This window comes from Streptomyces acidicola, assembly GCF_009377235.1.
GTDB classification, from domain to species: Bacteria; Actinomycetota; Actinomycetes; order Streptomycetales; family Streptomycetaceae; genus Streptomyces; species Streptomyces acidicola.
The window spans coordinates 1-22,644 of record NZ_VMNX01000151.1; the positions used below are offsets into that span (position 1 = coordinate 1).

Genomic DNA, 22,644 nt, shown 5'->3' on the forward strand with positions numbered 1-22,644 from the left:
TTCCCATCCCCTGGGGGCGCCGCCCCCAGACCCCCTATCGGCCTGAACGGCCTCGTCCTCAAACGCCGGACGGGCTGGGTGTGGCTGGACCAGGCCGAATCCCGCAGCCCGTATTAGTAGTCGCGACCGGATTACCGGATTAGTAGTCGTAGCCGGATCAGTAGTCGCGCCCCATCAGTAGTCGCCCCCTCATCAGTAGTCGCAGCCCGGATGAATGACAGGAGCCGCTGCCATGCACCTTGATCACGCCCACACCCACACCCACACCCACGACGGGCCCTCCGCCGTCAGTGCCGACGCCCATCGGCCCGACGGCACCCGTCGTGCCCTGCGGATCGGGCTCGGCGGTCCGGTGGGCTCCGGGAAGACCGCCACCGTCGCCGCGCTCTGCCGTGCCCTGCGGGACGAGCTGTCCCTGGCTGTCGTCACCAACGACATCTACACCAGGGAGGACGCCGAATTCCTCCTCCGCGAGGCCGTGCTGCCGGCCGAGCGGATCACTGCCGTCGAGACCGGTGCGTGTCCCCACACCGCCATCCGGGACGACATCTCGGCGAACCTGGAAGCGGTCGAGGATCTGGAGGACGAGGTGGGGCCGCTCGATCTCATCCTGGTCGAGTCCGGGGGCGACAACCTGACGGCGACGTTCTCCAAGGGGCTCGTCGACGCGCAGATCTTCGTCATCGATGTGGCCGGTGGGGATGACATTCCGCGTAAGGGCGGGCCGGGGGTCACCACCGCTGACCTGCTCGTCGTCAACAAGACGGACCTCGCGCCCCACGTCGGCTCCGATCTCGCCCGGATGGCCGCGGACGCGAAGGCGCAGCGGGCCGAGCTGCCCGTGGTGTTCCAGTCGCTGAGGAGCGAGGGCGGCGTCGCGGCCGTGGCCGCGTGGGTGCGGGGACAGCTCGCCGCGTGGACGGCATGACGACGGCGGGGGTGCGGGCCACCGCTCGGATCTCGGCGCGGGACGACGGGAGGGGCGGGACCGCGCTCCCCGTGCTGGAAGGTGACGGGCCGCTCGCCCTGCGGCGCACCCGGGCCCGTGGTGACGAGGCGCGGGTCATGCTCGTGGGGGCCATGAGCGGGCCCCTCGGCGGGGATCACTTCGCCGTGGAGGCGGAGGTCGGGGAGAGGGCCCGGTTGCACGTGGGGTCGGCCGCCGCGACGATCGCCCTGCCGGGGCAGGGGAAGGGCGAGGCACGTTACGACCTGCGGCTCAATGTCGCCGCCGGGGGCGAACTGCGGTGGCTGCCCGAGCAGTTGATCTCCGTCAAGGGGAGCGAGCTGGAGGTGTCATCGCTCGTGGAGCTGGCGCCCGGCGCCCGGCTTGTCTTTCGTGAGGAGCAGGTGCTCGGGCGGGCCGGAGAGGAGCCGGGGAGGCTCACCAGCCGGCTCACCGTCAGGCTGGGCGGGCGGACGTTGCTCGACCAGGAGATGGCGTGCGGGCCGGGTGCTCCCGGGGGATGGGACGGTCCCGCCGTGCTCGCGGGGCGTCGTGCCCTTGGCCAACTCGTCGTCGTACGCCCCGAGTTCGAGGAGTCGTTGCCCGAGGCGAGGGCGCTCGGTGAGTACGCGGCGATCAGCCCGCTCGTCGGGCCCGCCGTTCTCGTGACGGCGCTCGCGGGTGATGCGCTGCGGCTGCGGCGCGTGCTCGACGAGGCACTCGCGTCACTCGACTGACAGGGGTCTCACCGCTGGGCGGAACGTCGCACACCGGCTATCGGGTTAGTAAAGAAGCCTCGCCGTGTCTGTTCCCGGCCGCCTCACAGCGGCGAGGATCCCCCGTGGCCACTCGCAACGAAGCAGGGGGAGTTCTCACTTGAGCCTGATGAGCCTTATGAGCCGGAGAGGCAAGCGACCCGCCCGGCGTGCGACGGCGTTCGGTTCCGCAGGAGCGCTCGTCTCGGCGGCACTGATAGCAGGTGCCGTCACCGCGCCCCCGGCGGGCGCGGACGCCCGCACCGTCAAGGACCCGGAGGCGCGCGGTGCGGCCGTCGCAGCGGCCAGGGCCGCCAAGAAGGGCATCGACTGGAAGGACTGCCCCACGGACTGGGGCCTGGAGAAACCGATCCAGTGCGGCTGGGTGACCGTGCCGCTCGACTACGCCAAGCCGTACGGCAAACAGATCAAGCTCGCCGTCGACCGTATCGGCAACACGGGCACCAAGTCCGAACGACAGGGCGCTCTCGTCTACAACCCGGGCGGGCCGGGCGGTTCGGGCCTGCGCTTCCCGCGCCGGGTCACCACCAAGAACCCGCTCTGGGTGAACACGGCGAAGGCGTACGACTTCGTGGGCTTCGACCCCCGCGGTGTCGGCCACTCGGCTCCCATCTCCTGCATCGACCCCCAGGAGTTCGTCAAGGCGCCCAAGACGGACCCGGTCCCGGACTCCGAGGCCGACAAGCGCGCTCAGCGCAAGCTCGCTGCCGAATACGCGGACGGCTGCAAGGAGCGCAGCGGCGCGATGCTGCCGCACATGACGACGCCGAACACCGCCCGCGACCTGGACGTCATCCGGGCCGCGCTGGGGGAGAAGAAGCTCAACTTCCTCGGTGTCTCGTACGGCACGTACATCGCCGCCGTGTACGGCACGCTCTTCCCGGGCCATGTGCGCCGCATGGTCGCCGACAGCGTCGTCAACCCGTCGCGGGAGAAGATCTGGTACCAGGCCAACCTGGACCAGGACGTCGCCTTCGAGGGCCGCTGGAAGGACTGGATCCAGTGGGTCGCGCAGAACGACGCGACGTTCCACCTCGGCGACACCCCGGCCGAAGTGCAGGCCGAATGGCTGGAGTTGCGCGCCACCGCCAAGAAGGACCCGATCGGAGGGCTCGTCGGCCCGGCCGAGCTGATCTCCTTCTTCCAGAGCGCTCCGTACTACGACTCCTCGTGGGTGCCCACCGCCACCGTATGGAGCGAGTACGCCGCCGGTGACACCCAGGCGCTCGTCGACGCCGCCGCACCGGACCTCACCGACACCGCGGGCAACGCCGCCTCCGAGAACGGGAACGCCGTCTACACCGCGGTCGAGTGCGCCGACGCCAAGTGGCCCACGAGCTGGACGACCTGGGACCGCGACAACACGCGGCTCCACGCGCAGTACCCGTTCATGACCTGGGCCAACGCCTGGCTCAACCTGCCCTGCGCCACCTGGAAGTCCCAGCAGCGCACCCCGGTCGAGGTGAGGACGAACAAGGGCCTGCCACCCGTCCTGATCGTCCAGGCCGAGCGCGACGCCGCCACCCCGTACGAGGGCGGCGTCGAACTGCACAAGCGGTTCAAGGGCTCCCGCCTCATCACCGAGAAGGACGCGGGCTCGCACGGCGTCACCGGGCTGACGAACCCGTGCGTCAACGACCGCGTGGACACCTACCTGCTCACCGGCAAGGTGGACAAGGCCGACGTGACGTGCGCGCCGCACGCCACGCCCAAGCCGTAGGCGCACGAAGGGGAGGAGGGGGCGGCCGGGATGTCGGCCGCCCCCTCCTCCCCCTCTTCCTCGACTCTCTCGTCTCCCTCGCTACGGTCTCCTCACCCCTGCCGGCCGGCCAGCCAGGCGTCCTCCGCCGAGTAGTCGAAGAGATCCCCGTACACCTCGGCCATCCTGGGGTACGCCTCGCGCCAGTCCCGGCCGTCCAGCCGACGCTCGATCCAGGTGACCGTTTCCGGGAGCGTCTGCGCGTACCGGGCCACCGGGCGGTAGCCCAGCTCCCGTTCCGCCGCCGACATGTCGCAGACCACCGGCGCCGGGACCGACCACGGTGTGTCGCCCACCGTGGGGGACGGGGCGGGGCCTTCGACCAGCACGCTCTCCGTGCTGACGCCCATCGCGGCGTCGATCGCCGCCGCGATCTCCGCCACCGTCGGCGCGTCGGGATCGACGGCGTTGAGGGCGCGCGAGCCCGGCTGCGCGGCAGCGAGCCGGACGAGTTCGGCGATGTTGTGGACGCTCGCCGGATGGAAGCGGCTCTTCCCGCCGTAGGCGAGCACGCGCACAGGGCGCCCATCCAGGTTGCGTTTCACGAAGTACAGCTCGCGGGGCGTGCGGCAGTGCGGTCCGTGGATCGCGCCCGCGCGCAGCAGTGTGGTCGGCAGCCGGTCGGCGGCGGCGAGGAGCTCGCGCTCCAGGCCCGCCTTGCGAGTGCTGTACGAGGTCTCGCCCGGCCGGATCGTGCGCTGCTCCTCGGTGAGGGGCACGGGGTACTCGGGGAAGCCGTCCGGCTCCGCCTGGGTGTCGAAGTTACGGCCCTTGCGGTCCTCGTACACCGCCAGGCTGGAGACCACCACGGCCGAGCCGATCCGGTCGGCCAGGGAGGTCAACTGGCGTGCGTGCTCCGGGCCGTAGGCGACCATGTCCACGACCACGTCACAGCCGTCGCCGATGACGGAGGCCAGCGCGGCGTCGTCCGCCCGGTCGGCCGCCTCGACACGCACCTCGTCGGGCCACCCGTCGTCCCGTCCACCGCCCCGTGAGAGGGCCGTCACGTCCCAGCCGTCGCGCGCCAGCGCGCCCACGGCCACGCGCCCGATCTGTCCCGTCGCTCCGATCACCACAGCTCGTCTCATGAGGCGACCGTACGAGCCCGGCGGCGCCGTTCCCAGGCGGCTCTGCCGAGAGCAGAGCCGACGAGTGAGGCGGGACACGGCCGACACGGTCCCGTCCCCGAGCGGAGCGACCCGTCAGCTGAGCGGCATCCGCGGGAACCTGCGTTCCTTCGCCTGCGCCGCCTTCGCCCCGTGCTCTTCGGACTGCTGCGCCTTGACCACGGCCGCGTACTGGTCGACGTACTCCTGCTCGGAGAGCGAGAGGATCGCGTACATGATCTCGTCGGTGGCGGCGCGCAGGATGGCCTTCTCGTTCTCCATGCCGGCGTAGCGGGAGAAGTCGAGGGGCTTGCCGAAGCGGATGACGACCGGGTGGATGTTCGGGATGACCTTGCCCGGCGGTTGCGCCTCGAAGGTGCCGATCATCGCGCAGGGGACGACCGGGACCCCGGCCTTCAGCGCCATGACCGCCACGCCGACCTTGCCCTTGTACAGGCGGCCGTCGTGCGAGCGCGTGCCCTCCGGGTAGATGCCGAGGAGCTCGTTCTTGCTCAGCACGCCCAAGCCCTCGCGGATCGCGGCCCGGCCCGCGTCCTTGCCGGAGCGGTCGACCGGGATCTGCCCGGCGCTGCGGAAGAAGTGGGCGGTCAGCCGGCCCTTGATGCCGGGGCCCGTGAAGTACTCGGCCTTCGCGAGGAAGGTGATGCGCCGCTTCAGCACTGCGGGCATCAGGAAGTGGTCCGAGAACGACAGATGGTTGCCCGCGATGATGGCCGCGCCCGACGACGGCACGTGTTCGAGGCCCTCTATTCGGGGCCGGAAGACCAGTCGCAGCAGTGGCCCCAGAAGCACGTACTTGAGCACGTAGTAGAACACGGTGTCCCTCTCACTCGACCGGGTGGGCACTGTAGGCGTGTTCTGCCAGGTCACAGCGCACATCCACGGAATCAATCGCTTTGAGGGTGTAGCCGCCTGTGGTCAGGTCCGTTGGTGCTCATGCCGACTGTGCTGGCGCTTCGTCAGGTGCCTGAGTGCTGGTGAGGCTCGCCCTGCGGTACTCGACGGCGATCGTAGCCCGACTCACCGTGCCGCTTGGAGCCCTCGGTCCCCCTCTGTCACCTCGGAGAAGTGCCATGACCACCCGTCAGATGACCGTCGGCCCGACGAGGCGGGGGCGGTGCCGGAGCCCCGCGTCGGCGTCTCGTCTTGATCCCCATGCGGTTGACCCCCGTCCGGTTGATCCCCGACCGGCGAGCCCGGACGCTGTATCGCTCGTACACTGGACGTGCGGGTAGTCGCGCTCGCAGGCCACGGAGAGCGCGTCATGACAGCGGACATCGATTTCACGGCCTTCTTCGACGCCACACCAAGCCCGTACCTGGTACTCGACACGGACCTGGTGATCCGCTACGCCAACCCGGCCTGCCTGCAGTCCACCGGACGGACCAGCGAAGAACTGATCGGGAAGTACTTCTTCGACGCCCTGCCGGAAAACCCCCGCGCCCCCGACGACGACGCGGAACGGAACGTGAAGACGTCACTGCGCCGGGTCCTGGACACGGGGAAATCGGAAACCCTGGTGCTGCAGCGGTACGACATGCCGGCTCCCGACCGGCCGGGCGGATTCGAGGAGCGGTGGTGGTCCGAGATCCTCACCCCGCTGTCCGAACCCGACGGCACGGTGAAGTGGGTCGTCCAGCGGGCCGAGGACGTCACCGCCTTCGTCCACTCGCACCGGGCGCACGAGCTCTCCGCGGACTTCACCGAGCGGGAGAAGGGCATGGCGGCCGAGCTGTACGTACGGGCCCGGGAGCTGCACCGGCTGAACCAGGAGCTGCGCGAGGCCCACGCCCGTGAACGACAGGTCGCCGTCACCCTGCAGGAAGCCATGCTCTACGTCCCCGACCTGCACCGGTACAACGAGAACATCGCCGTGCGGTACCTGCCGGCGACCACCTCACTCAACGTGTGCGGCGACTGGTACGACATCGTCGATCTGCCGCCCGACCGCTACGCCGCGGCGGTCGGGGACGTCATCGGCCACGGACTGCACGCCGCGGCCGTCATGGGCATGCTCCGCAGCGCCCTGAGCGCGGCCATCCGCGCCGTCCCCAGCCCTGCCCAGGCTCTGGAAGTCCTCGGCCTGTACGCCCGCTCCCTGGAAGGCGCCACGGCCGCAACCGCGGTCAAGGTACTCATCGACCCCCGCTCCCGGCTGATCATCTACAGCAACGCCGGGCACCCGCCGCCCGTCCTGCTCCACACCGACGGGAGCTGTGAGCTGCTGGACCAGGCCACGGATCCACCGCTCGGCGCTCGTCTGCACCATGTCCCGCGCCCCCAGGCCGGTCTGACCTACGCCCCGGGAGACACCCTCGTGCTGTACACCGACGGCCTCATCGAGCGCCGCGACGAGGACATCGACGTCAGCCTGGCACGCCTGACCACGGCGCTGGCTCAGGACAGCGCCCTCGCCCCCGACCAGCTGGCCGACGGGCTGCTGGACCGCCTCGGCGTCGCCGGTGGCGCACCTGACGACGTCGCCCTCATCGTCATCCGCCTGTGACTCGGGGGTACTCGCCGCAGAACAGGATCAGGTGGCCGCGGAGGTGCACGCCGGGCGAAGGAGGGCGCGATGAGTCACCCCGTGCTGGTGGGCGTCGACGGGTCTCCGCGGAGTTCGGCGGCGGCCGACTGGGCGGCTCGGGAGGCCGTGCTGCGTGGCGTCCCGCTGTGCCTGGTCCATGCCTCCCCGTCGCTTCCGGGCAGCGCGGTGCCGGTCCAGGCCATGGACAGGTTGCGTCACATGGGGGAGCGGATGCTTCAGCGGGCGGTCGCCGAGCTCGGCGACCGTTACCCGGACCTCGACATACGCGGCGAACAGGCCGACGACGCCCCGGCCTCGGCACTCCTCGCTGCGGCACGTGCTGCCCGGCTCCTCGTCGTCGGCACACGGGGGACGGGCGGCTTCGACGGTCTCGCGGTCGGCTCGTTGGCCCTGCGGATGGCGGCGGCGGCCCCGTGCCCCGTCGTGCTGGTGCCCTGGCGGTCTCCAGGTGTCTTGAGGGAGGGCGGGCACACGGCACGTGGTGCTGCCCAGGTCGTGCTGGGGTTCGATGCCCATCACCAGGTCGGTGAGGCGGCGGACTTCGCGTTCTCGGCCGCTGAGGCACGCGGAGCGGGTCTGCGGGTGGTCCAGGCCTGGGCCCTCCCTGCCGAGTCCGTGTCTCCCCGGACCCTGGTGGTGACCGAGGAGGACCGCGCCACCTGGGAGGACCAGGAGGTTCTGCGGCTCTCCGACGCCCTGCGCGCGTGGCAGGAGAAGTACCCGCGGGTGACGGTCCGCACCGATGTCATGCTGCTCCACCCCGCGGAAGCGCTCCTGAACACGTCCCGGAATGCGGACCTGCTCGTCGTCGGGCGCCGTACCGATCCACGGGCGCCCGAGGGCCGGCTCGGCCCGGTCACCCACGCCGTACTGCACCACGCCCGCTGCCCGGTGGCGGTCGTACCGCACACCGGCTGAGAGCGGACCAGCAGCTCCGATGACGGTCCGGCGAGTGCCGGGCCACAGTCGGCCGGCCGGCCGGCCAGCCAGCCAGTCAGCCGAAGAACACCCCGAACTCGTCGTACAGCGATGGCTCGACCACCTTGGTCTTCGCCGTGGTATCGGCGAGGGGCACACGGACGATCTGCGTACGCTGCAGGGCGACCATCACACCGAAGGCACCGTCCTTGACCGCGTCGATGGCGTGCAGCCCGAAGCGTGTGGCCAGCCACCGGTCGAAGGCGCTCGGCGTGCCACCGCGCTGGATATGACCCAGGACCGTGGTGCGGGCATCCGTGCCGGTGCGTTCCGAGATCTCCCGCGCCAGCCATTCACCGATGCCGGACAGCCGCACATGGCCGAACTCGTCCAGCGTCCGATCCTTGAGGATCATCTGCCCCTCCTTGGGGACGGCTCCCTCGGCGACCACGACGATCGGCGCGTAGTTGATCTTGAATCTGCTCGTCACCCACCCACAGACCTGATCGATGTCGAACGGCCGCTCCGGGATGAGGATCACGTTGGCTCCGCCCGCGACACCGGCGTGCAGCGCGATCCATCCGGAGTGCCGCCCCATCACCTCCACCACCAGGGTGCGCATGTGCGACTCCGCGGTGGTGTGGAGGCGGTCGATGGCCTCGGTCGCGATGCCTACGGCGGTGTCGAAGCCGAAGGTGAAGTCGGTGCCGGAGACGTCGTTGTCGATGGTCTTCGGCACACCGACCAGCTTGATCCCGTGACGGCTCAGCTCGGCGGCCACACCGAGCGTGTCCTCGCCGCCGATCACGACGAGCGCGTCCACGTCGTGGGCGGCAAGGGTGTCCTGCACACGCCGCAGCCCGTCCTCGTGCTTGAACGGGTTGGTGCGGGAGGAGCCGAGGATGGTTCCACCGCGGGGGAGGATCCCGCGCACGCTGGAGATGTCCAGCGGCACCACGTTCCCCTGGAGCGCGCCGAGCCAGCCGTCCCGCAAGCCGACGAACTCGAAGGCGTACTCCTGGACGCCTTTGCGGACGACGCTGCGGATCACGGCATTGAGGCCGGGGCAGTCACCGCCGCCGGTCAGCACGCCGACCTTCATGGTTTCCTCCCATCCTCCGGTCCTTCCTCCAGCCTCCTCCCGTTCGATCCGCCCCGGCCACTCGACGGGGGCCTGCGTGGTGGGGTGCGCAGGGACAGGACGGCCATGTCGGCGTGGCCGTCGCCGGGGCTTCCCCGGGCCGCCGGACCCGATACCCGCCCATCAGGGACCTTCGGCACTTGTGAGCCGGGCCGCCGCCGTCGGATGGTGGAGAGGAGAAGCGGTGGGGGAACGGACCAGCGACCCGCTGGAGGCCGGCTCATGACTGCACACGGTTCGCCGTACGCGTCCGACCCGCACCCGCCGCACCGGGAGCGGGTGTCCAGAGGCGCGAACCCGCTGCGACGCACGTCCGACAAGATCGAGACCTGGTTCCTTCGCTTCCTGCTGCTCGTCCTCACCCTCGGACTGCCCATGGCCTCGATCAGTGCGGGGGTGACGGCATACGAGTCCTCGATGCGCACCGTGCAGGCCCAGACCGCTCAACGGCAGCAGGTCACAGCCCGGCTGACGTCGGATGCCGGGGGCGGTGCCGGAGACGGGACACGACAGGCGCAGATCCACTGGACCGACAGGAACGGCAAGGAGCGGAGCGGGACCACGCTCGTGAGGTCGGGAACTCCCAAGGGCACTACCGTCCGCGTCTGGCTCGACCGGGACGGAATCGTCACCGGTCCGCCGATGACCGAGTACAACGCGAGGACCACGGGCTGGTTCGCGGGCAGTTCGGCGGCGGCCGGGGTGTTCGCCGGGTTCCTGGCGGCGCGGGCAGGCATGCGCCAGGTGCTGGACCGGAGAAGGTACGCGCGGTGGGAAGCCGAGTGGGCCCTGGTGGAGCCCCTGTGGTCCGCGCGCTTCCGGCAGTGACCTTCCGGCAGTGACGGGCGCAGGACACCCACGGGAGCCGAGGAGGTGGTGCTGATGTCCGATGCGGCGACCACCGATCTGTACGAAGTGACGATGGCCATGTCCTATCTGAGGGAGGGCAGAACCGGCCCCGCGACGTTCAGCCTCTTCGTCCGCGAGCTACCCCCCGACCGGGGCTTTCTGGTCGCCGCGGGGCTGGAGTCGGCACTGGACTACCTGTGCGGTCTCCGGGTCGGCCCGGAGGACGTCGGCGCCTTCGCGTCCGCGCTGCACCGGCCGCCGCGCGATCTGGAGCCGCTGCTCGGACTGGAGTTCACCGGCCGGGTGCGGGCGGTGCCCGAGGGCCGGATCGTCCTCGCAGGGGAGCCGCTCCTGGAGGTGACCGCGCCCCTCCCACAGGCGCAGCTGGTCGAAACGTATGTGCTCAACCAGCTCAACCATCAGACGACGATCGCCTCGAAGGCCGCGCGATGCGTGCTCGCGGCAGCCGGGCGCCCCGTCGTGGACTTCTCCCTGCGAAGGACCCATGGCCCGCAGGCCGGGTTCCAGGCCGCCCGCCTCGGTGTGATGGCCGGCTTCACCGGGACCAGCAACGTGGCCGCGGCCACGGCCCTGGACGTACCCGCCGTCGGCACGATGGCCCATTCCTACGTGGAGGCCTTCCCGACGGAGGAAGAGGCGTTCCGGGCCTTCGCACGCTGCCACCCCGGTCCGGTGACCTTGCTGGTGGACACCTACGACACCGAGTCCGGCGTCCATGCCGCGGCGCGCGTGCTGCGGGACCTGGCGGACCGCGGGCCCGGATCCGCCGTACGGCTGGACAGCGGTGACCTCGGAGCCCTGGCCGTCCGGGCCCGGGCCGTCCTCGATGCCGAGGGCCTGCCGGACGTACGGATCATCGCCAGCGGCGGCCTCGACGAGCACGGCGTGGACGAACTGGTGCGCTCCGGCGCGCCCGTCGACGTCTACGCGGTCGGCACCCGCTTCGGGGTCTCGGCCGACGCACCGTATCTCGACTCCGCCTACAAGATGGTGGAGTACGACGGCCGGCCGGTGATGAAGCTCTCCTCGGCGAAAGCCTCGGCACCCGGCGCCAAGCAGGTGTTCCGCCGTCCCGGATGCGTCGACGTGATCGGTCTTGCCGACGAGCCCGCGTCCGGCGACGGCAGGCCGTTGCTGGAGACGGTCATGCGGAGCGGGCAGCGCACCGGTACGAGCCCCACGCTCGACGAGTGCCGGGAGCGATTCGCCGCCGATCTGGCCGAGTTGCCACCGGCGGCCCGCCGGATCCGCGCACCGGTCGCCCCTCGCGCGACGCACTCCGAGCGGCTGAGCGCACTCGCCGACCAGGTCCGCCGCGGCATCGAGGAGGAGACACGGGCCGCCGCCGCGCGGCTGAGGGGCCCGGAACGAACCGTGTACGGATCGCGCCGTTCCGTACTGAGGTGAGGAGAAAGCCGATGCCGCATACCGTGGAATGGAAGGTTCGTCTGTACCTCTTCGAGGACGAGGGAACGACGAAGGCACAGGTGGTACTCGACGACGGAACCACGGTGCTCACCGGCCACGGTGCCGCGCACCGCAATCCGGCGGACGTGGATGTGCCGGAGATCGGCGACGAACTGGCGGCAGGCAGGGCCATGCACCACCTCGCCCAGCAACTCGTGAGCGCCGCCGAGCGCGACATCGAGGGCATGGGCGCGACAGGCCCCGGTTCCCGCCCGGTCGTCGGATGGCTCATGTGACCGATGAGGGTGAAGCAACCAGGCCGGCCTCGCACTGACGGGCGCCGGTCCGGGAGCCCGGCCGGTGAGCGGCCGGTCCGTCTCCAGGGGCGGGCAGCTGCCGCTCCAGAAGCAAGGAGGATGACGATGACGCTTCCCGTACGTCGCGGTAGGGGCGCGTCCCCCGCGTGGGACCCCTTCCGTGAGATCGAGGATCTCCGCACCCGGATGGAACAGCTGATGCGTTCCACCTTCCCCTTCTCGGGCGCCGGCTCCAGCGAGCCGGGTGCGGCCCAGACGTGGGCGCCGCTGTCCGACGTCGAGGAGACCGAGGACGCATATGTCGTGGAGCTGGAGCTTCCCGGAGTGGACAAGGACCGGATCACCGTGGAGGTCAGCGAGGGCGAACTCGACGTCCGCGGCCAGATCGAGGCGAGGGATCGCGCCGGTGTGGTCCGCAAGCAGAGCCGCCACATCGGGGAGTTCGACTACCGCACGAGTCTGCCGCCGAACTCCGACACCGAGCACATCAGCGCGGAGCTCACCAACGGAGTCCTCAGCGTGCGTGTCCCGAAGGCCGAGCAGGCCAAGCCGCACCGCATCGAGATCTCCGGCTAGCGCCGGGGCAGGGCGCCCTGGACCGCCGACGCCGACCACGGCAGGCCGACCCGGCCCGCCGTGCCGGCTTCGTGGTCAACGGACTTGCGCAGCACCATCGTGAGGATGTGAGGAAGGGACGGCGATCATGCGAGCTCACCTCGGCGACCGCCTTGTGATCGAGAGCCCGGTGACTGGTGCCACCAGGCGTGACGGCGAGATCGTCGGACTCCACCACGAGGACGGAACACCTCCCTATGACGTGCGGTGGTCGGACACCCATGAGGTGACGCTGGTCTTCCCCGGGCCCGACGCACACGTCCGGCACGAGCCGTCCCGGCGGCCGGGCACGGACGAGGCGGAACGCGTCTCCGGCAGGTCCCCGTCGGCAGAGCCGCCCAACCCCGGCGACATCGGCCGGCGCGCGGCGGCCCAGCGGCGGCGGCAGGGGCTGAGCCGGGAGGATACGGCCCGCCGCGCCCGCATGTCGCCGGAGTACCTGGCGTATCTGGAGGAACAGCCGGCCGACCCGACCGTGGCAACGGTCATCAACCTCGCCGCAGCGCTGGGCATCAGCCCCGCCGCCCTGCGCGGCGGCGGCACCGATCTGCCGCCCGGCCAGGGGCAGGCGCTGCTCCACCCGCAGCTGCGGGACCTCGGCTTCGACGAGTGCCGCGCTCTGCTGTCCACGCACGGAGTGGGGCGCATCGCGGTGTCCACGCCCGAAGGCCCGGCGGTCGTCCCGGTCAACTACGAGGTCGTCGACGACGCCATCGCCTTCCGCACGTCGCCCGGCTCTGTGCCCGCGGCGGCCGTGGGAACCGACGTCGCCTTCGAGGTCGACCACGTCGACGAGGCCATGAGCCAGGGCTGGAGCGTGCTCGTCGTCGGACCCGCGCGGGTCGTCGCGGAGCCCGAGGCCGCTCGGCGGCTGGCCGAGCACGCCCACTCCGAGCCCTGGCCGGGCGGCGAACGCGAGATGTGGGTGTCGATCCGGCCCACCCGCCTCACGGGCCGCCGCATCACTCCGGCCAACGAGTGAGCCCCCCCAGCTCGGCCGCCGTACGGTTCGCCCTGCGCGAGGTCGAGGCGGGGGCTGCGCCCTGGAGGCCGTGCGCGCATGGCGCTGTCCGGTTCACGACCGCGTGGACCATGCCCGTCACCCCGGCTCTCACGCCCCGTGCGCCAGCACCTTCTCCAGGGCACCCAGCGCCGAGCGCAGTTCCTCGGCGGTGATGGTGAGCGGCGGAGCGAGGCGGATCGTCGAGCCGTGGGTGTCCTTGACGAGGACTCCCTCGGCCATCAGGCGCTCGCTGATGCCGCGGCCCGTGCCGAACACCGGGTCGATGTCGACGCCCGCCCACAGCCCGCGCGCCCGGAACCCGAGGACGCCCCTGCCCAGCAGAGCCGTCAGGCCGTCGGCCAGGACCGTGCCCAGTTCGGTCGCCCGGCGCTGGAACTCACCCGTCCCCAGCAGCTCGACGACCGCGGACCCGACCGCCGCGGCGAGCGGGTTGCCGCCGAACGTCGACCCGTGCTCGCCCGGACGGAGGACCCCGAGGACGTCCCGGCGCCCGACCACGGCCGACACGGGCACGATGCCGCCGCCCAGCGCCTTGCCGAGCAGCACGAGGTCCGGCAGAACCCCCTCGTGCTCGACGGCCAGGGTACGGCCGGTGCGGCCCAGGCCCGACTGGATCTCGTCCGCGATGAACAGGCAGCCGGTGCGGCGGGTCAGCTCGCGGACTCCGGCGAGATAGCCCTGATCCGGGATGATCACGCCCGCCTCGCCCTGGATGGGCTCGATCAGCACGGCCGCGGTCGTCTCGTCGACGGCGGCCTCCAGCGCGGCCAGGTCGTTGTACGGGACCACGCGGAAGCCCGGCGTGAACGGGCCGAAGCCCGTACGCGCCGTCGGGTCCGTCGAGAAGCTGACGATCGTCGTCGTACGGCCGTGGAAGTTGTCGGCCGCCACGACGATCGTCGCCCGGTCGTCGGGGACGCCCTTCACGTCGTACGCCCACTTCCGGGCCACCTTCACGGCGCTCTCCACGGCCTCGGCGCCCGTGTTCATCGGCAGCACCATGTCCAGGCCCGTCAGCGCGGCCACGCCCTCGGCGAACTCGGCGAGCCGGTCGTTGTGGAAGGCGCGCGAGGTGAGGGTCAGCCGGTCGAGCTGGCGGTGGGCGGCCTCGATCAGCGCCGGGTGGCGGTGGCCGAAGTTCAGCGCCGAGTAGCCTGCCAGCATGTCCAGGTAGCGGCGGCCCTCGACGTCCTCGACCCAGGTGCCCTCGGCACGGGCGACGACCACGGGCAGCGGGTGGTAGTTGTGCGCGAGGACCGGCTCCTCGGCGCGGATCAGCTCGGCGGACGAGCGGCGAGCGGGATCGGAGGACTGCACAGAGGAGTCGGCGGAGGACTGCGTACGGACGGGAGCGTTCATGAGCGGATCTCCTGAGTGCAGCACTTGATGCCGCCGCCGGCCTTGTGGAACTCCGACAGGTCGACGGGGACGGGAACGTAGCCCTGACGCGCGAGCTGGTCGGCCAGCTCCTTTGCGCGCGGGGCGATGAAGACGTGACGGCCGTCGGACACCGAGTTCAGCCCGAACGCCATCGCGTCCTGACGGGTGGCGAGAACCGCGTCCGGGTACAGCCGGGCCAGCACCTTGCGGCTGCCCGGCGAGAACGCCTCCGGGTAGTAGGCGATGTTTGCTTCGTACCCCTCGTCGAGGACGAAAAGCGCGGTGTCCAGGTGGTAGAAGTACGGGTCCACCAACCGCAGGCTGATCACGGGGACGCCGAAGAACTCCTGTGCCTCGTGGTGCGCCTCGCGGGTCGTACGGAAGCCGGTGCCGGCCAGGACCCAGCGGCCCGCCGGGACCAGGTCGCCCTCGCCCTCGCACACCGAGCCCGCCCGGGACAGGTCGTAGCCCGCGGCCCGGAACCAGGTCTCGTACGCGGTGGACTCCGGGCGCCGCTCGGGCGCGTGGAAGAGGGAGCCGAAGACACGGCCCTCGAGGACGAACGCGGAGTTCGCCGCGAACACCATGTCGGGGAGGTCCGCGACGGGCTCCACGGTGTCCACGGTGTGGCCGTGATCGCGGTAGGCGCGGATCAGCTCCGCCCACTGGCCGCGGGCGAGATCGATGTCGACGGGTTTGTCGGGGTGCATCCAGGGATTGATCGCATACTGCACGGCGAAGTGTCTGGGTTCGCAGACGAGGAAGCGCCGCCGGCGCGGCACACGGCTTTCGGGCACAGAGGGGTTCCTCCGCTTCCTGCGGTGTGGTGGGAGAGTGATACCAAGGTAGGAAGCGGCGGAGACGACCGACAAGTGCCGAAGATTGCGTGTTCGCGCAGGAACACTGCGTTCTGAACGGAAACAACGCAGTGCTGGTGCGTTTATTCACATGCCTTCCGGTGCCGGCTGGCTGGCGCCCGCTTCCGGGCTTTCCGGGAGGAGGTGGGACAGCACCATGTAGCTGATCGTCTTCCGGATGAACGGCTCGATCCGGATCCGCTCCAGCACCTCCTCGAAGTGCTCGACGTCCCGCGCCCGCACATGCAGCAACGCGTCCGCGCCACCCGTCACCGTCATGGCGGCCACGATCTCCGGGTGGTTGCGCATGACCTCGGCCAGTCGCCGGGGCGGCGCCGCGCCCTCGCAGTACACCTCCACGTACGCCTCCGTGCGCCACCCGAGCGCCGACGGCTTCACCGTGGCCGAGAACCCGGTGATCACCCCGGTCTCCCGCAACCGGTCCACGCGCCGCTTGACCGCCGTCGCCGACAGACCGATCGCCGCACCGATCTCGGCGAAGCTGGTCCTGGCGTTCGCCATCAGGGCGGTGATGATCTTCCTGTCGAGCTCGTCGAACGGCGCAGGCCTGCTGTTCATGGTCGGAACCCTATCCAGCCGGGACATCCACGCCCGGCACGTGTCCTGGGGTACGAATTACTCCTACACTCCACGTTCATGCTGCGTGTGCTCGCCGTCGATGACGAGAACCCGTCCCTCGAGGAACTGCTCTACCTGCTCAGGGCCGACCCCCGGGTCAGCAGTGCCGAGGGCGCGAGCGATGCCACCGAGGCGCTGCGCCGCATCAACCGGGCGCTGGAGTCCGGCCCCGACGGCCCCGAGGCGATCGACGTCGTCTTCCTCGACATCCACATGCCCGGCCTCGACGGGCTCGACATGGCCCGCCTGCTCACCGGCTTCGCCCGCCCGCCGCTCGTCGTCTTCGTCACCGCGCACGAGGGCTTCGCCGTCCAGGCCTTCGACCTCAAGGCCGTCGACTACGTGCTCAAGCCCGTCCGCCGGGAACGGCTCGCCGAAGCCGTCCGCCGCGCCGCCGAACTCCTCGACGCCGCCCCGCCGATACCCGTACACGAACCCGACCCGGACCACATACCCGTCGAACTCGGCGGCGTGACCCGCTTCGTGGCCGTCGACGACATCACCCACGTCGAGGCCCAGGGCGACTACGCCCGGCTGCACACCGCCCAGGCCAGCCACCTCGTGCGCATCCCGCTCTCCACGCTGGAGGAACGCTGGCGGGCCCGCGGTTTCGTCCGCATCCACCGACGCCACCTCGTCGCCCTCCGCCACGTCGGTGAACTCCGCCTCGACGCGGGCACCGTGAGCGTCCTCGTCGGCGAGGTCGAACTCCAGGTCAGCCGCCGCCACGCCCGCGAACTGCGCGACCTGCTGATGCGCCGGACCACGGGCTGAGGAGGCCTTCCCGATGCCCCAGGACCCCACCGAACGCCGCGTCGTCGTCACCGGAGTGCCCCGGCGCACCCGCCGCACCTCCGGCTACTACCGGCCCCGCACCGAGATCGACGAACAGACCACCCTCGGCCACACCTACGTCCGCTCCCTCATGCGCAGCCAACTCCGCACCGCGCTCACGGTGTTCACGGTGCTGGTGCTGCTCGTCGGGCCGCTGCCGCTGGTGTTCCTGGCGATGCCCGACAGCGCCGGCCTCGAATGGGTCGTCCTCGGCTTCGGCATCTACCCGCCGCTCGTCCTCCTCGCCCGCTGGCACGTACGCCGCGCCGAGCGCAACGAGCGGGACTTCGTACGGCTCGTCGAGGACCGCTGAGGCGAGGCCGTGAACGAGAACTACGCGGTCCCCGCGGTCGCCCTCGTCGTCGTGGCGACCGTCCTCGTCGGCGCGTTCGGCCTGCGCATATCCCGGACGACCTCCGACTTCTACGTCGCCTCACGCACCGTCGGCCCCCGCCTCAACGCGGCCGCGATCAGCGGCGAGTACCTGTCCGCGGCCTCCTTCCTCGGCATCGCGGGCCTCGTCCTGGTCCAGGGCCCCGACATGCTCTGGTACCCGGTCGGCTACACGGCGGGCTACCTTGTGCTGCTGCTGTTCGTCGCGGCCCCGCTGCGCCGCTCCGGCGCGTACACCCTGCCGGACTTCGCCGAGGCCCGGCTCGCCTCACCGGCCGTTCGGCGGCTTGCGGGGGCCTTCGTCGTCGGCGTCGGCTGGCTGTACCTGCTGCCCCAACTCCAGGGCGCTGGGCTGACGTTGGCCGTACTCACCGATGCGCCCGACTGGCTCGGCGGAGTGATCGTCGCAGTCGTCGTGGTCGCGACCGTCGCCGCCGGCGGCATGCGCAGCATCACCTTCGTGCAGGCCTTCCAGTACTGGCTCAAACTCACCGCACTGCTCGTCCCCGCCCTCTTCCTCGCCCTCGCCTGGCAGGGCGACGGCGCCCCACGCCACGCCTTCGACGAACCCGCCACGTTCCGCGAGCAGCGAGTCGTCCGCATCGACGACAGCCTCGACCTCAAGCTCGACCGCCCGCTCGACGTCACCGCCACCGGCACGATCGACGGCCGCCGCTACGAGGGCCGGCGAGTCGCCCTCTCCGCCGGCACCCACCGCGTCGAGCGCGACACCCGGCTGACCTTCACCGAGGGCGACGCCGTCCCCGTGGCCGACCGCGGCAGCAACGGCGGCATGTCGACCTCGCTTGCCGCGGGCCGCGAGGAACGCCCGCTGTACGCCACCTACGGCCTGATCCTTGCCACCTTCCTCGGCACCATGGGACTGCCCCACGTCGTCGTCCGCTTCTACACCAGCCCGCACGGCGTGGCCGCACGCCGCACCACGGTCGTCGTCCTCGGTCTGATCGGCGCCTTCTACCTCCTGCCGCCCGTCTACGGCGCCCTGGGCCGCCTGTACGCCCCCGAGCTCACCCTCACCGGGGACGCCGACGCGGCCGTACTGCTCCTGCCCGACCGCATGATCGGCGGGCTCGGCGGGGACCTGCTGGGCGCGCTGGTGGCCGGCGGGGCGTTCGCCGCGTTTCTGTCCACCGCGTCCGGGCTGACCATGGCCGTGGCGGGCGTGCTCACGCAGGACGTGCTGCCCTCGCGCGGCGTACGGCACTTCCGGTTCGCCACGGGACTCGCGATGGTGGTGCCGCTCGCGGCCAGTGCGCTGGCGGGCGGGCTGCCGGTGGCCGACGCGGTGGGCCTCGCCTTCGCCGTGTCCGCCTCGTCCTTCTGCCCGCTGCTCGTGCTCGGCATCTGGTGGCACCGGCTCACCCCGCCCGGCGCGGCCGCCGGGATGCTGGTCGGCGGCGGCTCGGCGCTCGTCGCGGTCGCGGCCACCATGGCGGGCTACCCCCGCGGCGGGCCCCTGCACGCCCTGCTGGCCTGGCCCGCGCTCTGGTCCGTGCCGCTCGGGTTCCTGACGATGGTGCTGGTGTCGCTGGCCACGCCCGGGAAGGTCCCGGCCGGGACGCCGGCGATACTGGCGCGATTCCATCTGCCGGAGGCGCTCGCCGGTGGCCAGGCGCACGGCGCGCCCACGGAGATCGAGGCGGGCGCCGACTCGTGGAGGAGGGTGAGAACACGTGGGAACGGGTGAGCTCACCGGATTCCTCGCCGGCCTGTGCGTGGCGGTGCTTCCGATGCTGGCCGCCGGGTTCTGGCTCGGCCGCCGCACCGCACGGCAGCGCAGCCTCGGCGGGCTCGGCACACCCGTCGAGCACGCCACGTTCGAGACCCTGCACACCGCGTCGCTCGCGGCGCCCCCGCTGCGCGCCGGACTCACCGAGGAGACGGCCCGCAAGTCCGCCCGCCGGCTGCGCACCCTGCTCGGCACGGACGCGCTCTGCCTCACCGACGACGAGACGGTCCTCGCCTGGGACGGCGTGGGCGAGCACCACCGCGCCGAGATCACGGAACGGCTCGGCGGCCCCCTGGAGACCGGACGCGGCGAGGCGTTCCGCCTGAAGTGCGACGAGCCCGACTGCCCGCTGCGCTGGGCCGTCGTCGCGCCCCTCACCGTCGACGACCGCGTCCACGGCGCCCTCGTCGCCTGCGCACCCGGCGAGTCCGCCGTCCTCGTCCGCGCGGCGGGGGAGGTCGCCCGCTGGGTCTCCGTCCAGCTCGAACTGGCCGATCTCGACCGCTCCCGCACCCGCCTGATCGAGGCCGAGATCAAGGCACTGCGCGCCCAGATCTCCCCGCACTTCATCTTCAACTCGCTCGCGGTGATCGCCTCGTTCGTCCGCACCGACCCCGAGCGCGCCCGTGAACTCCTCCTGGAATTCGCCGACTTCACCCGCTACTCGTTCCGCAGGCACGGCGAGTTCACCACCCTCGCCGACGAACTCCACGCCATCGACCACTATTTGGCGCTCGTCCGGGCCCGCTTCGGCGAGCGCCTCTCGGTCACCCTCCAGATAGCCCCCGAAGTCCTCCCGGTCGCCCTGCCGTTCCTCTGCCTCCAACCCCTCGTGGAGAACGCCGTCAAGCACGGCCTGGAGGGCAAGGCCGTGACTGCCGGGGGCAAGAGTCACATCAGCATCACCGCCCAGGACGCGGGCGCCGAGGCGCTGGTCGTCATCGAGGACGACGGCGTCGGCATGGACCCCGCACTCCTGCGCCGCATCCTCGCCGGGGAGGGCAGCCCTTCCGGCGGCATCGGCCTGTGCAACGTCGACGAGCGGCTCCGCCAGGTGTACGGCGACGACCACGGCCTCGTCATCGAGACCGCGGTGGGCGCGGGCATGAAAATCACCGCCCGGTTGCCGAAGTACCAGCAGGGCGTGCACTCGGGAGGACGGCTGCCCCGGGAGTGATGCGCGGGTGCGCGGACCGGGTGCCGCGGGATCAGGTCGTGTGCGAGGCCACCATGGCGAGTGTGATCAGGCCGAGGACGACCCAGCCGAACCACAGCCAGCCGTTGGAGCCGAGGGCCACCGTGTAGGCCGTCACCACGACGAGCCCACCCATGGTGAGCACCCCCATCGTCTTCGTAGAACCGGGCATCGCGACACCCTCCTCAGACTTGGTCTCCCTCCATGGTGCCCCCGTTCTGCGGCCTGACAGTGCATACGACGTAATGCGAGGTCGTTTTCCAGGCACTTTTGCTGGCCCAGAAGGCGCTCTCGTGACCGCCGGGGTCGTATCCGTAGTCCTGAGGAGGCAGGCTCTCCTCGCAGACCTCCTGTGCCTTGCCGTCCCGGGCCTGCTGGAACGTCGTGTCCGGGCTCAGCCGGGCGAAGCCGAGCACGCGTTCCCCATGAGGCCCGTCGCACGGGCGCAGCCGGGCGGAGTGGTCCGACACCCGGTCGAGACAGTCCTGTTTCTGCATGGTGGCCGTGTCCGGAATGCGCATGCCCATCTCACGGTGCCGCCCGAGCGGGCCGAACACCGGCCCGGTGGTGCCCAGCAGCAGACAGGCGACCCGGCGTCCCGCGGCGTCGAAGCCGTCGCCGGTCGGGATGACGGCGTACGTGCGGACGGCCGCGAGCTTCTCGCGCGTCTCCTCGGTACGTTGCTCGCACTGGGTGCCGCCGGTCGTCCTGGCCTCGTCCGCGGACCCGGCCTCGTACACCGTCATGACCTGTCCGTCCGTGGTGGTGCCGAGGCACTGTACGACCGTGAGCCGAGGTGTGCCGGTGAACGGCGCGTCCGGCCAGACGGCCTGTACGCAGTCGCCGTCCTTGAGCGGACGGGCCAGCCCCACGGCCCTGCCGTACGGCTGCCCGTCGCCCGCGCCGGGCAGGTTCGCCAGGGCGTACCAGGCGCCCCCGCCGAGGAGGACGAACCCCAGCAGGCCGGCCAGCGGCCCGAGGAGGAGGCGGGGGAGCCTGCGGCGGCGCCCGCCCCGGCCCTGCGCGGCCTGGTCGGGCGTCCCGCTCGCCCAGGGTGGCTCCGAGCCCGGGTCGAGCCGGGGACGCGGAGGCGACTGGGGTGTGACGATCGCGGCGAGCGCGGCCTCGGTCCGAGCCGCCGTGATCCGGTGGACGGGATCCTTGGCCAGCATGGCGGCCAGCACCGGCTCCAGCGCACCGGCCCGCAGCGGTGGACGTGGCTCCTCCAGTAAGACGGCGGTGAGCGTCGCGAGGCCGGTGTCGCGGTCGAAGGGGCCGTGGCCCTCGACGCCGTAGTAGAGCGTGCAGCCCAGCGAGAACAGGTCCGCCGCGGCGGTGGGCGGCCCGCCCTGGGTCCGCTCGGGTGCCAGGTATCCGGCGGTGCCGACGATGACGTGTGTGCGCGTGTACCGGGTCTCGTCGCCGTCGGGCTGCACCGAGATTCCGTAGTCGGTCAGCAGGACGCGTGCGTACGGCGAACCGGTGCGGTCCGGCGCCAGCAGGATGTTCGCCGGTTTAACGTCCCGGTGCATGACGCCCCGCTCGTGCCCGGCGGTCAGCGCGTCGAGCACGGCGAGGCCGATGCGGGCGCACTCGGCGGGAGCGAGCGGGCCGCGCCGGCTGACCAGGGCGCGCAGGTCGAGCGCGCCCGCCACGTACTCCATGACGATCCAGGGCAGGCCCTCGTGCTCCAGCACGTCGTGCACGGTCACCACGTGCGGGTGGCCGCGCAGCCCGGCGGCGTGCCGGGCCTCGGCGCGGGCGCGGGCCACTCGGGCCGTACGGTCCTGCGCGGCCTCGCCCGGATCGCGGAACACGATCTCCTTGAGCGCGACCTCGCAGTCCAGCTGCTGGTCGTGGGCCAGCCAGACGTGGCCCATGCCGCCGCTGCCGAGTTGGTTCAGCAGGAGGTACCGGCCGGCGATGACCCGGCCGACCCCGGACTGCGATGTTCCAGATGCCATGCGCTCGCTCCCCCCGGTGCGCTGTCCGGACTACGCCGCCCTCCGGGCGAGCCCGCTTACGGCCGGACCTCCGGACGACGTGGGTGCGCTCGGCACCGGGTCATCGGATGTCGGCTCACCCGTGGGCATCGCGGACGTCGGGTCTTCGGCGGAGGGCGCGAGGGAGGAGGGCTCGGGCGAGGAC

At 71.4% G+C, this 22,644-nt stretch carries 23 protein-coding genes; 15 read left to right on the forward strand and 8 right to left on the reverse strand.

What is annotated here, in order from left to right; all coding sequences use genetic code 11:
- Positions 1-232: 232 nt before the first annotated feature.
- From ureG to FPZ41_RS30815, 3 genes are all read left to right on the forward strand, one after another.
- The gene (gene ureG / locus FPZ41_RS30805; RefSeq protein ID WP_152866914.1) at positions 233-928 is read left to right on the forward strand and encodes an urease accessory protein UreG; all 696 of its coding nucleotides are present in this window, start codon (positions 233-235) and stop codon (positions 926-928) included.
- The gene (locus FPZ41_RS30810; RefSeq protein ID WP_152866929.1) at positions 925-1,683 is read left to right on the forward strand and encodes an urease accessory protein UreD; all 759 of its coding nucleotides are present in this window, start codon (positions 925-927) and stop codon (positions 1,681-1,683) included. The genes ureG and FPZ41_RS30810 overlap by 4 nt, the downstream gene beginning before the upstream one ends.
- A gap of 148 nt (positions 1,684-1,831) precedes the next feature.
- A complete protein-coding gene (locus tag FPZ41_RS30815) occupies positions 1,832-3,442 on the forward strand; it encodes an alpha/beta hydrolase (protein ID WP_228023088.1) in 1,611 nt (536 codons plus the stop codon).
- 92 nt (positions 3,443-3,534) lie between these two features.
- Here FPZ41_RS30815 and FPZ41_RS30820 read toward each other — a convergent pair whose 3' ends face one another.
- Positions 3,535-4,557, reverse strand: coding sequence for an NAD-dependent epimerase/dehydratase family protein (locus tag FPZ41_RS30820; protein ID WP_322620937.1), 1,023 nt, complete (start codon positions 4,555-4,557; stop codon positions 3,535-3,537).
- A 126-nt stretch (positions 4,558-4,683) separates the two neighbouring features.
- A complete protein-coding gene (locus FPZ41_RS30825) occupies positions 4,684-5,424 on the reverse strand; it encodes a lysophospholipid acyltransferase family protein (RefSeq protein WP_322620934.1) in 741 nt (246 codons plus the stop codon).
- Between the two features lie 448 nt (positions 5,425-5,872).
- Between FPZ41_RS30825 and FPZ41_RS30830 the strand changes: the two genes are divergently transcribed.
- Together FPZ41_RS30830 and FPZ41_RS30835 are read left to right on the forward strand one after the other, a co-directional pair.
- Complete coding sequence (locus tag FPZ41_RS30830; protein WP_152866916.1) at positions 5,873-7,114, forward strand: PP2C family protein-serine/threonine phosphatase; 1,242 nt, start codon at positions 5,873-5,875, stop codon at positions 7,112-7,114.
- A gap of 69 nt (positions 7,115-7,183) precedes the next feature.
- A complete protein-coding gene (locus FPZ41_RS30835) occupies positions 7,184-8,074 on the forward strand; it encodes a universal stress protein (RefSeq protein WP_152866917.1) in 891 nt (296 codons plus the stop codon).
- Positions 8,075-8,150: 76 nt separating this feature from the next.
- On the opposite strand, the gene FPZ41_RS30840 is transcribed toward FPZ41_RS30835, so the two are convergent.
- Positions 8,151-9,176 carry a 6-phosphofructokinase gene (locus FPZ41_RS30840; protein WP_152866918.1) on the reverse strand — a complete coding sequence of 342 codons (1,026 nt, stop codon included), beginning with the start codon at positions 9,174-9,176 and terminating at the stop codon, positions 8,151-8,153.
- Positions 9,177-9,437: 261 nt separating this feature from the next.
- On the opposite strand from FPZ41_RS30840, the gene FPZ41_RS30845 reads away from it, so the two are divergent.
- From FPZ41_RS30845 to FPZ41_RS30865, 5 genes are all read left to right on the forward strand, one after another.
- A complete protein-coding gene (locus tag FPZ41_RS30845; RefSeq protein WP_152866919.1) occupies positions 9,438-10,043 on the forward strand; it encodes an Rv1733c family protein in 606 nt (201 codons plus the stop codon).
- 54 nt (positions 10,044-10,097) lie between these two features.
- Positions 10,098-11,492, forward strand: a complete 1,395-nt coding sequence (locus FPZ41_RS30850) for a nicotinate phosphoribosyltransferase (protein WP_152866920.1) — start codon at positions 10,098-10,100, stop codon at positions 11,490-11,492.
- 11 nt (positions 11,493-11,503) lie between these two features.
- Positions 11,504-11,788: a DUF1876 domain-containing protein gene (locus FPZ41_RS30855; protein ID WP_152866921.1), complete on the forward strand. Its 285-nt coding sequence runs from the start codon at positions 11,504-11,506 to the stop codon at positions 11,786-11,788.
- A gap of 126 nt (positions 11,789-11,914) precedes the next feature.
- Positions 11,915-12,385 carry an Hsp20/alpha crystallin family protein gene (locus FPZ41_RS30860; RefSeq protein WP_152866922.1) on the forward strand — a complete coding sequence of 157 codons (471 nt, stop codon included), beginning with the start codon at positions 11,915-11,917 and terminating at the stop codon, positions 12,383-12,385.
- Between the two features lie 127 nt (positions 12,386-12,512).
- Positions 12,513-13,406: a pyridoxamine 5'-phosphate oxidase family protein gene (locus tag FPZ41_RS30865; protein WP_152866923.1), complete on the forward strand. Its 894-nt coding sequence runs from the start codon at positions 12,513-12,515 to the stop codon at positions 13,404-13,406.
- A gap of 129 nt (positions 13,407-13,535) precedes the next feature.
- On the opposite strand, the gene rocD is transcribed toward FPZ41_RS30865, so the two are convergent.
- The 3 genes from rocD to FPZ41_RS30880 form a co-directional block, all read right to left on the reverse strand.
- Positions 13,536-14,807 carry an ornithine--oxo-acid transaminase gene (rocD, locus tag FPZ41_RS30870; protein ID WP_152866924.1) on the reverse strand — a complete coding sequence of 424 codons (1,272 nt, stop codon included), beginning with the start codon at positions 14,805-14,807 and terminating at the stop codon, positions 13,536-13,538.
- Positions 14,804-15,625, reverse strand: a complete 822-nt coding sequence (gene ddaH, locus FPZ41_RS30875; RefSeq protein WP_322620935.1) for a dimethylargininase — start codon at positions 15,623-15,625, stop codon at positions 14,804-14,806. The genes rocD and ddaH overlap by 4 nt, the downstream gene beginning before the upstream one ends.
- 147 nt (positions 15,626-15,772) lie before the next feature.
- Positions 15,773-16,264, reverse strand: a complete 492-nt coding sequence (locus tag FPZ41_RS30880) for an Lrp/AsnC family transcriptional regulator (protein ID WP_152866926.1) — start codon at positions 16,262-16,264, stop codon at positions 15,773-15,775.
- 78 nt (positions 16,265-16,342) lie between these two features.
- On the opposite strand from FPZ41_RS30880, the gene FPZ41_RS30885 reads away from it, so the two are divergent.
- Genes FPZ41_RS30885 through FPZ41_RS30900 form a run of 4 tightly spaced genes read left to right on the forward strand, consistent with a single transcriptional unit; the run spans position 16,343 to position 20,478 of the window.
- The gene (locus tag FPZ41_RS30885) at positions 16,343-17,098 is read left to right on the forward strand and encodes a LytR/AlgR family response regulator transcription factor (protein ID WP_152866927.1); all 756 of its coding nucleotides are present in this window, start codon (positions 16,343-16,345) and stop codon (positions 17,096-17,098) included.
- A gap of 13 nt (positions 17,099-17,111) precedes the next feature.
- Positions 17,112-17,471, forward strand: a complete 360-nt coding sequence (locus tag FPZ41_RS30890; RefSeq protein ID WP_131561892.1) for a hypothetical protein — start codon at positions 17,112-17,114, stop codon at positions 17,469-17,471.
- Between the two features lie 9 nt (positions 17,472-17,480).
- The gene (locus tag FPZ41_RS30895; RefSeq protein WP_322620936.1) at positions 17,481-19,259 is read left to right on the forward strand and encodes a sodium/solute symporter; all 1,779 of its coding nucleotides are present in this window, start codon (positions 17,481-17,483) and stop codon (positions 19,257-19,259) included.
- A 43-nt stretch (positions 19,260-19,302) separates the two neighbouring features.
- Positions 19,303-20,478, forward strand: coding sequence for a sensor histidine kinase (locus FPZ41_RS30900; protein ID WP_152866932.1), 1,176 nt, complete (start codon positions 19,303-19,305; stop codon positions 20,476-20,478).
- 31 nt (positions 20,479-20,509) lie between these two features.
- On the opposite strand, the gene FPZ41_RS30905 is transcribed toward FPZ41_RS30900, so the two are convergent.
- The gene (locus FPZ41_RS30905; RefSeq protein WP_131561896.1) at positions 20,510-20,668 is read right to left on the reverse strand and encodes a hypothetical protein; all 159 of its coding nucleotides are present in this window, start codon (positions 20,666-20,668) and stop codon (positions 20,510-20,512) included.
- A 13-nt stretch (positions 20,669-20,681) separates the two neighbouring features.
- Positions 20,682-22,460 carry a serine/threonine-protein kinase gene (locus FPZ41_RS30910; RefSeq protein ID WP_152866928.1) on the reverse strand — a complete coding sequence of 593 codons (1,779 nt, stop codon included), beginning with the start codon at positions 22,458-22,460 and terminating at the stop codon, positions 20,682-20,684.
- Here FPZ41_RS30910 and FPZ41_RS48785 point away from each other — a divergent pair.
- A partial coding sequence (locus FPZ41_RS48785) for a hypothetical protein (protein ID WP_228023087.1) occupies positions 22,459-22,644 on the forward strand: 186 nt, incomplete at its 3' end. The genes FPZ41_RS30910 and FPZ41_RS48785 overlap by 2 nt on opposite strands.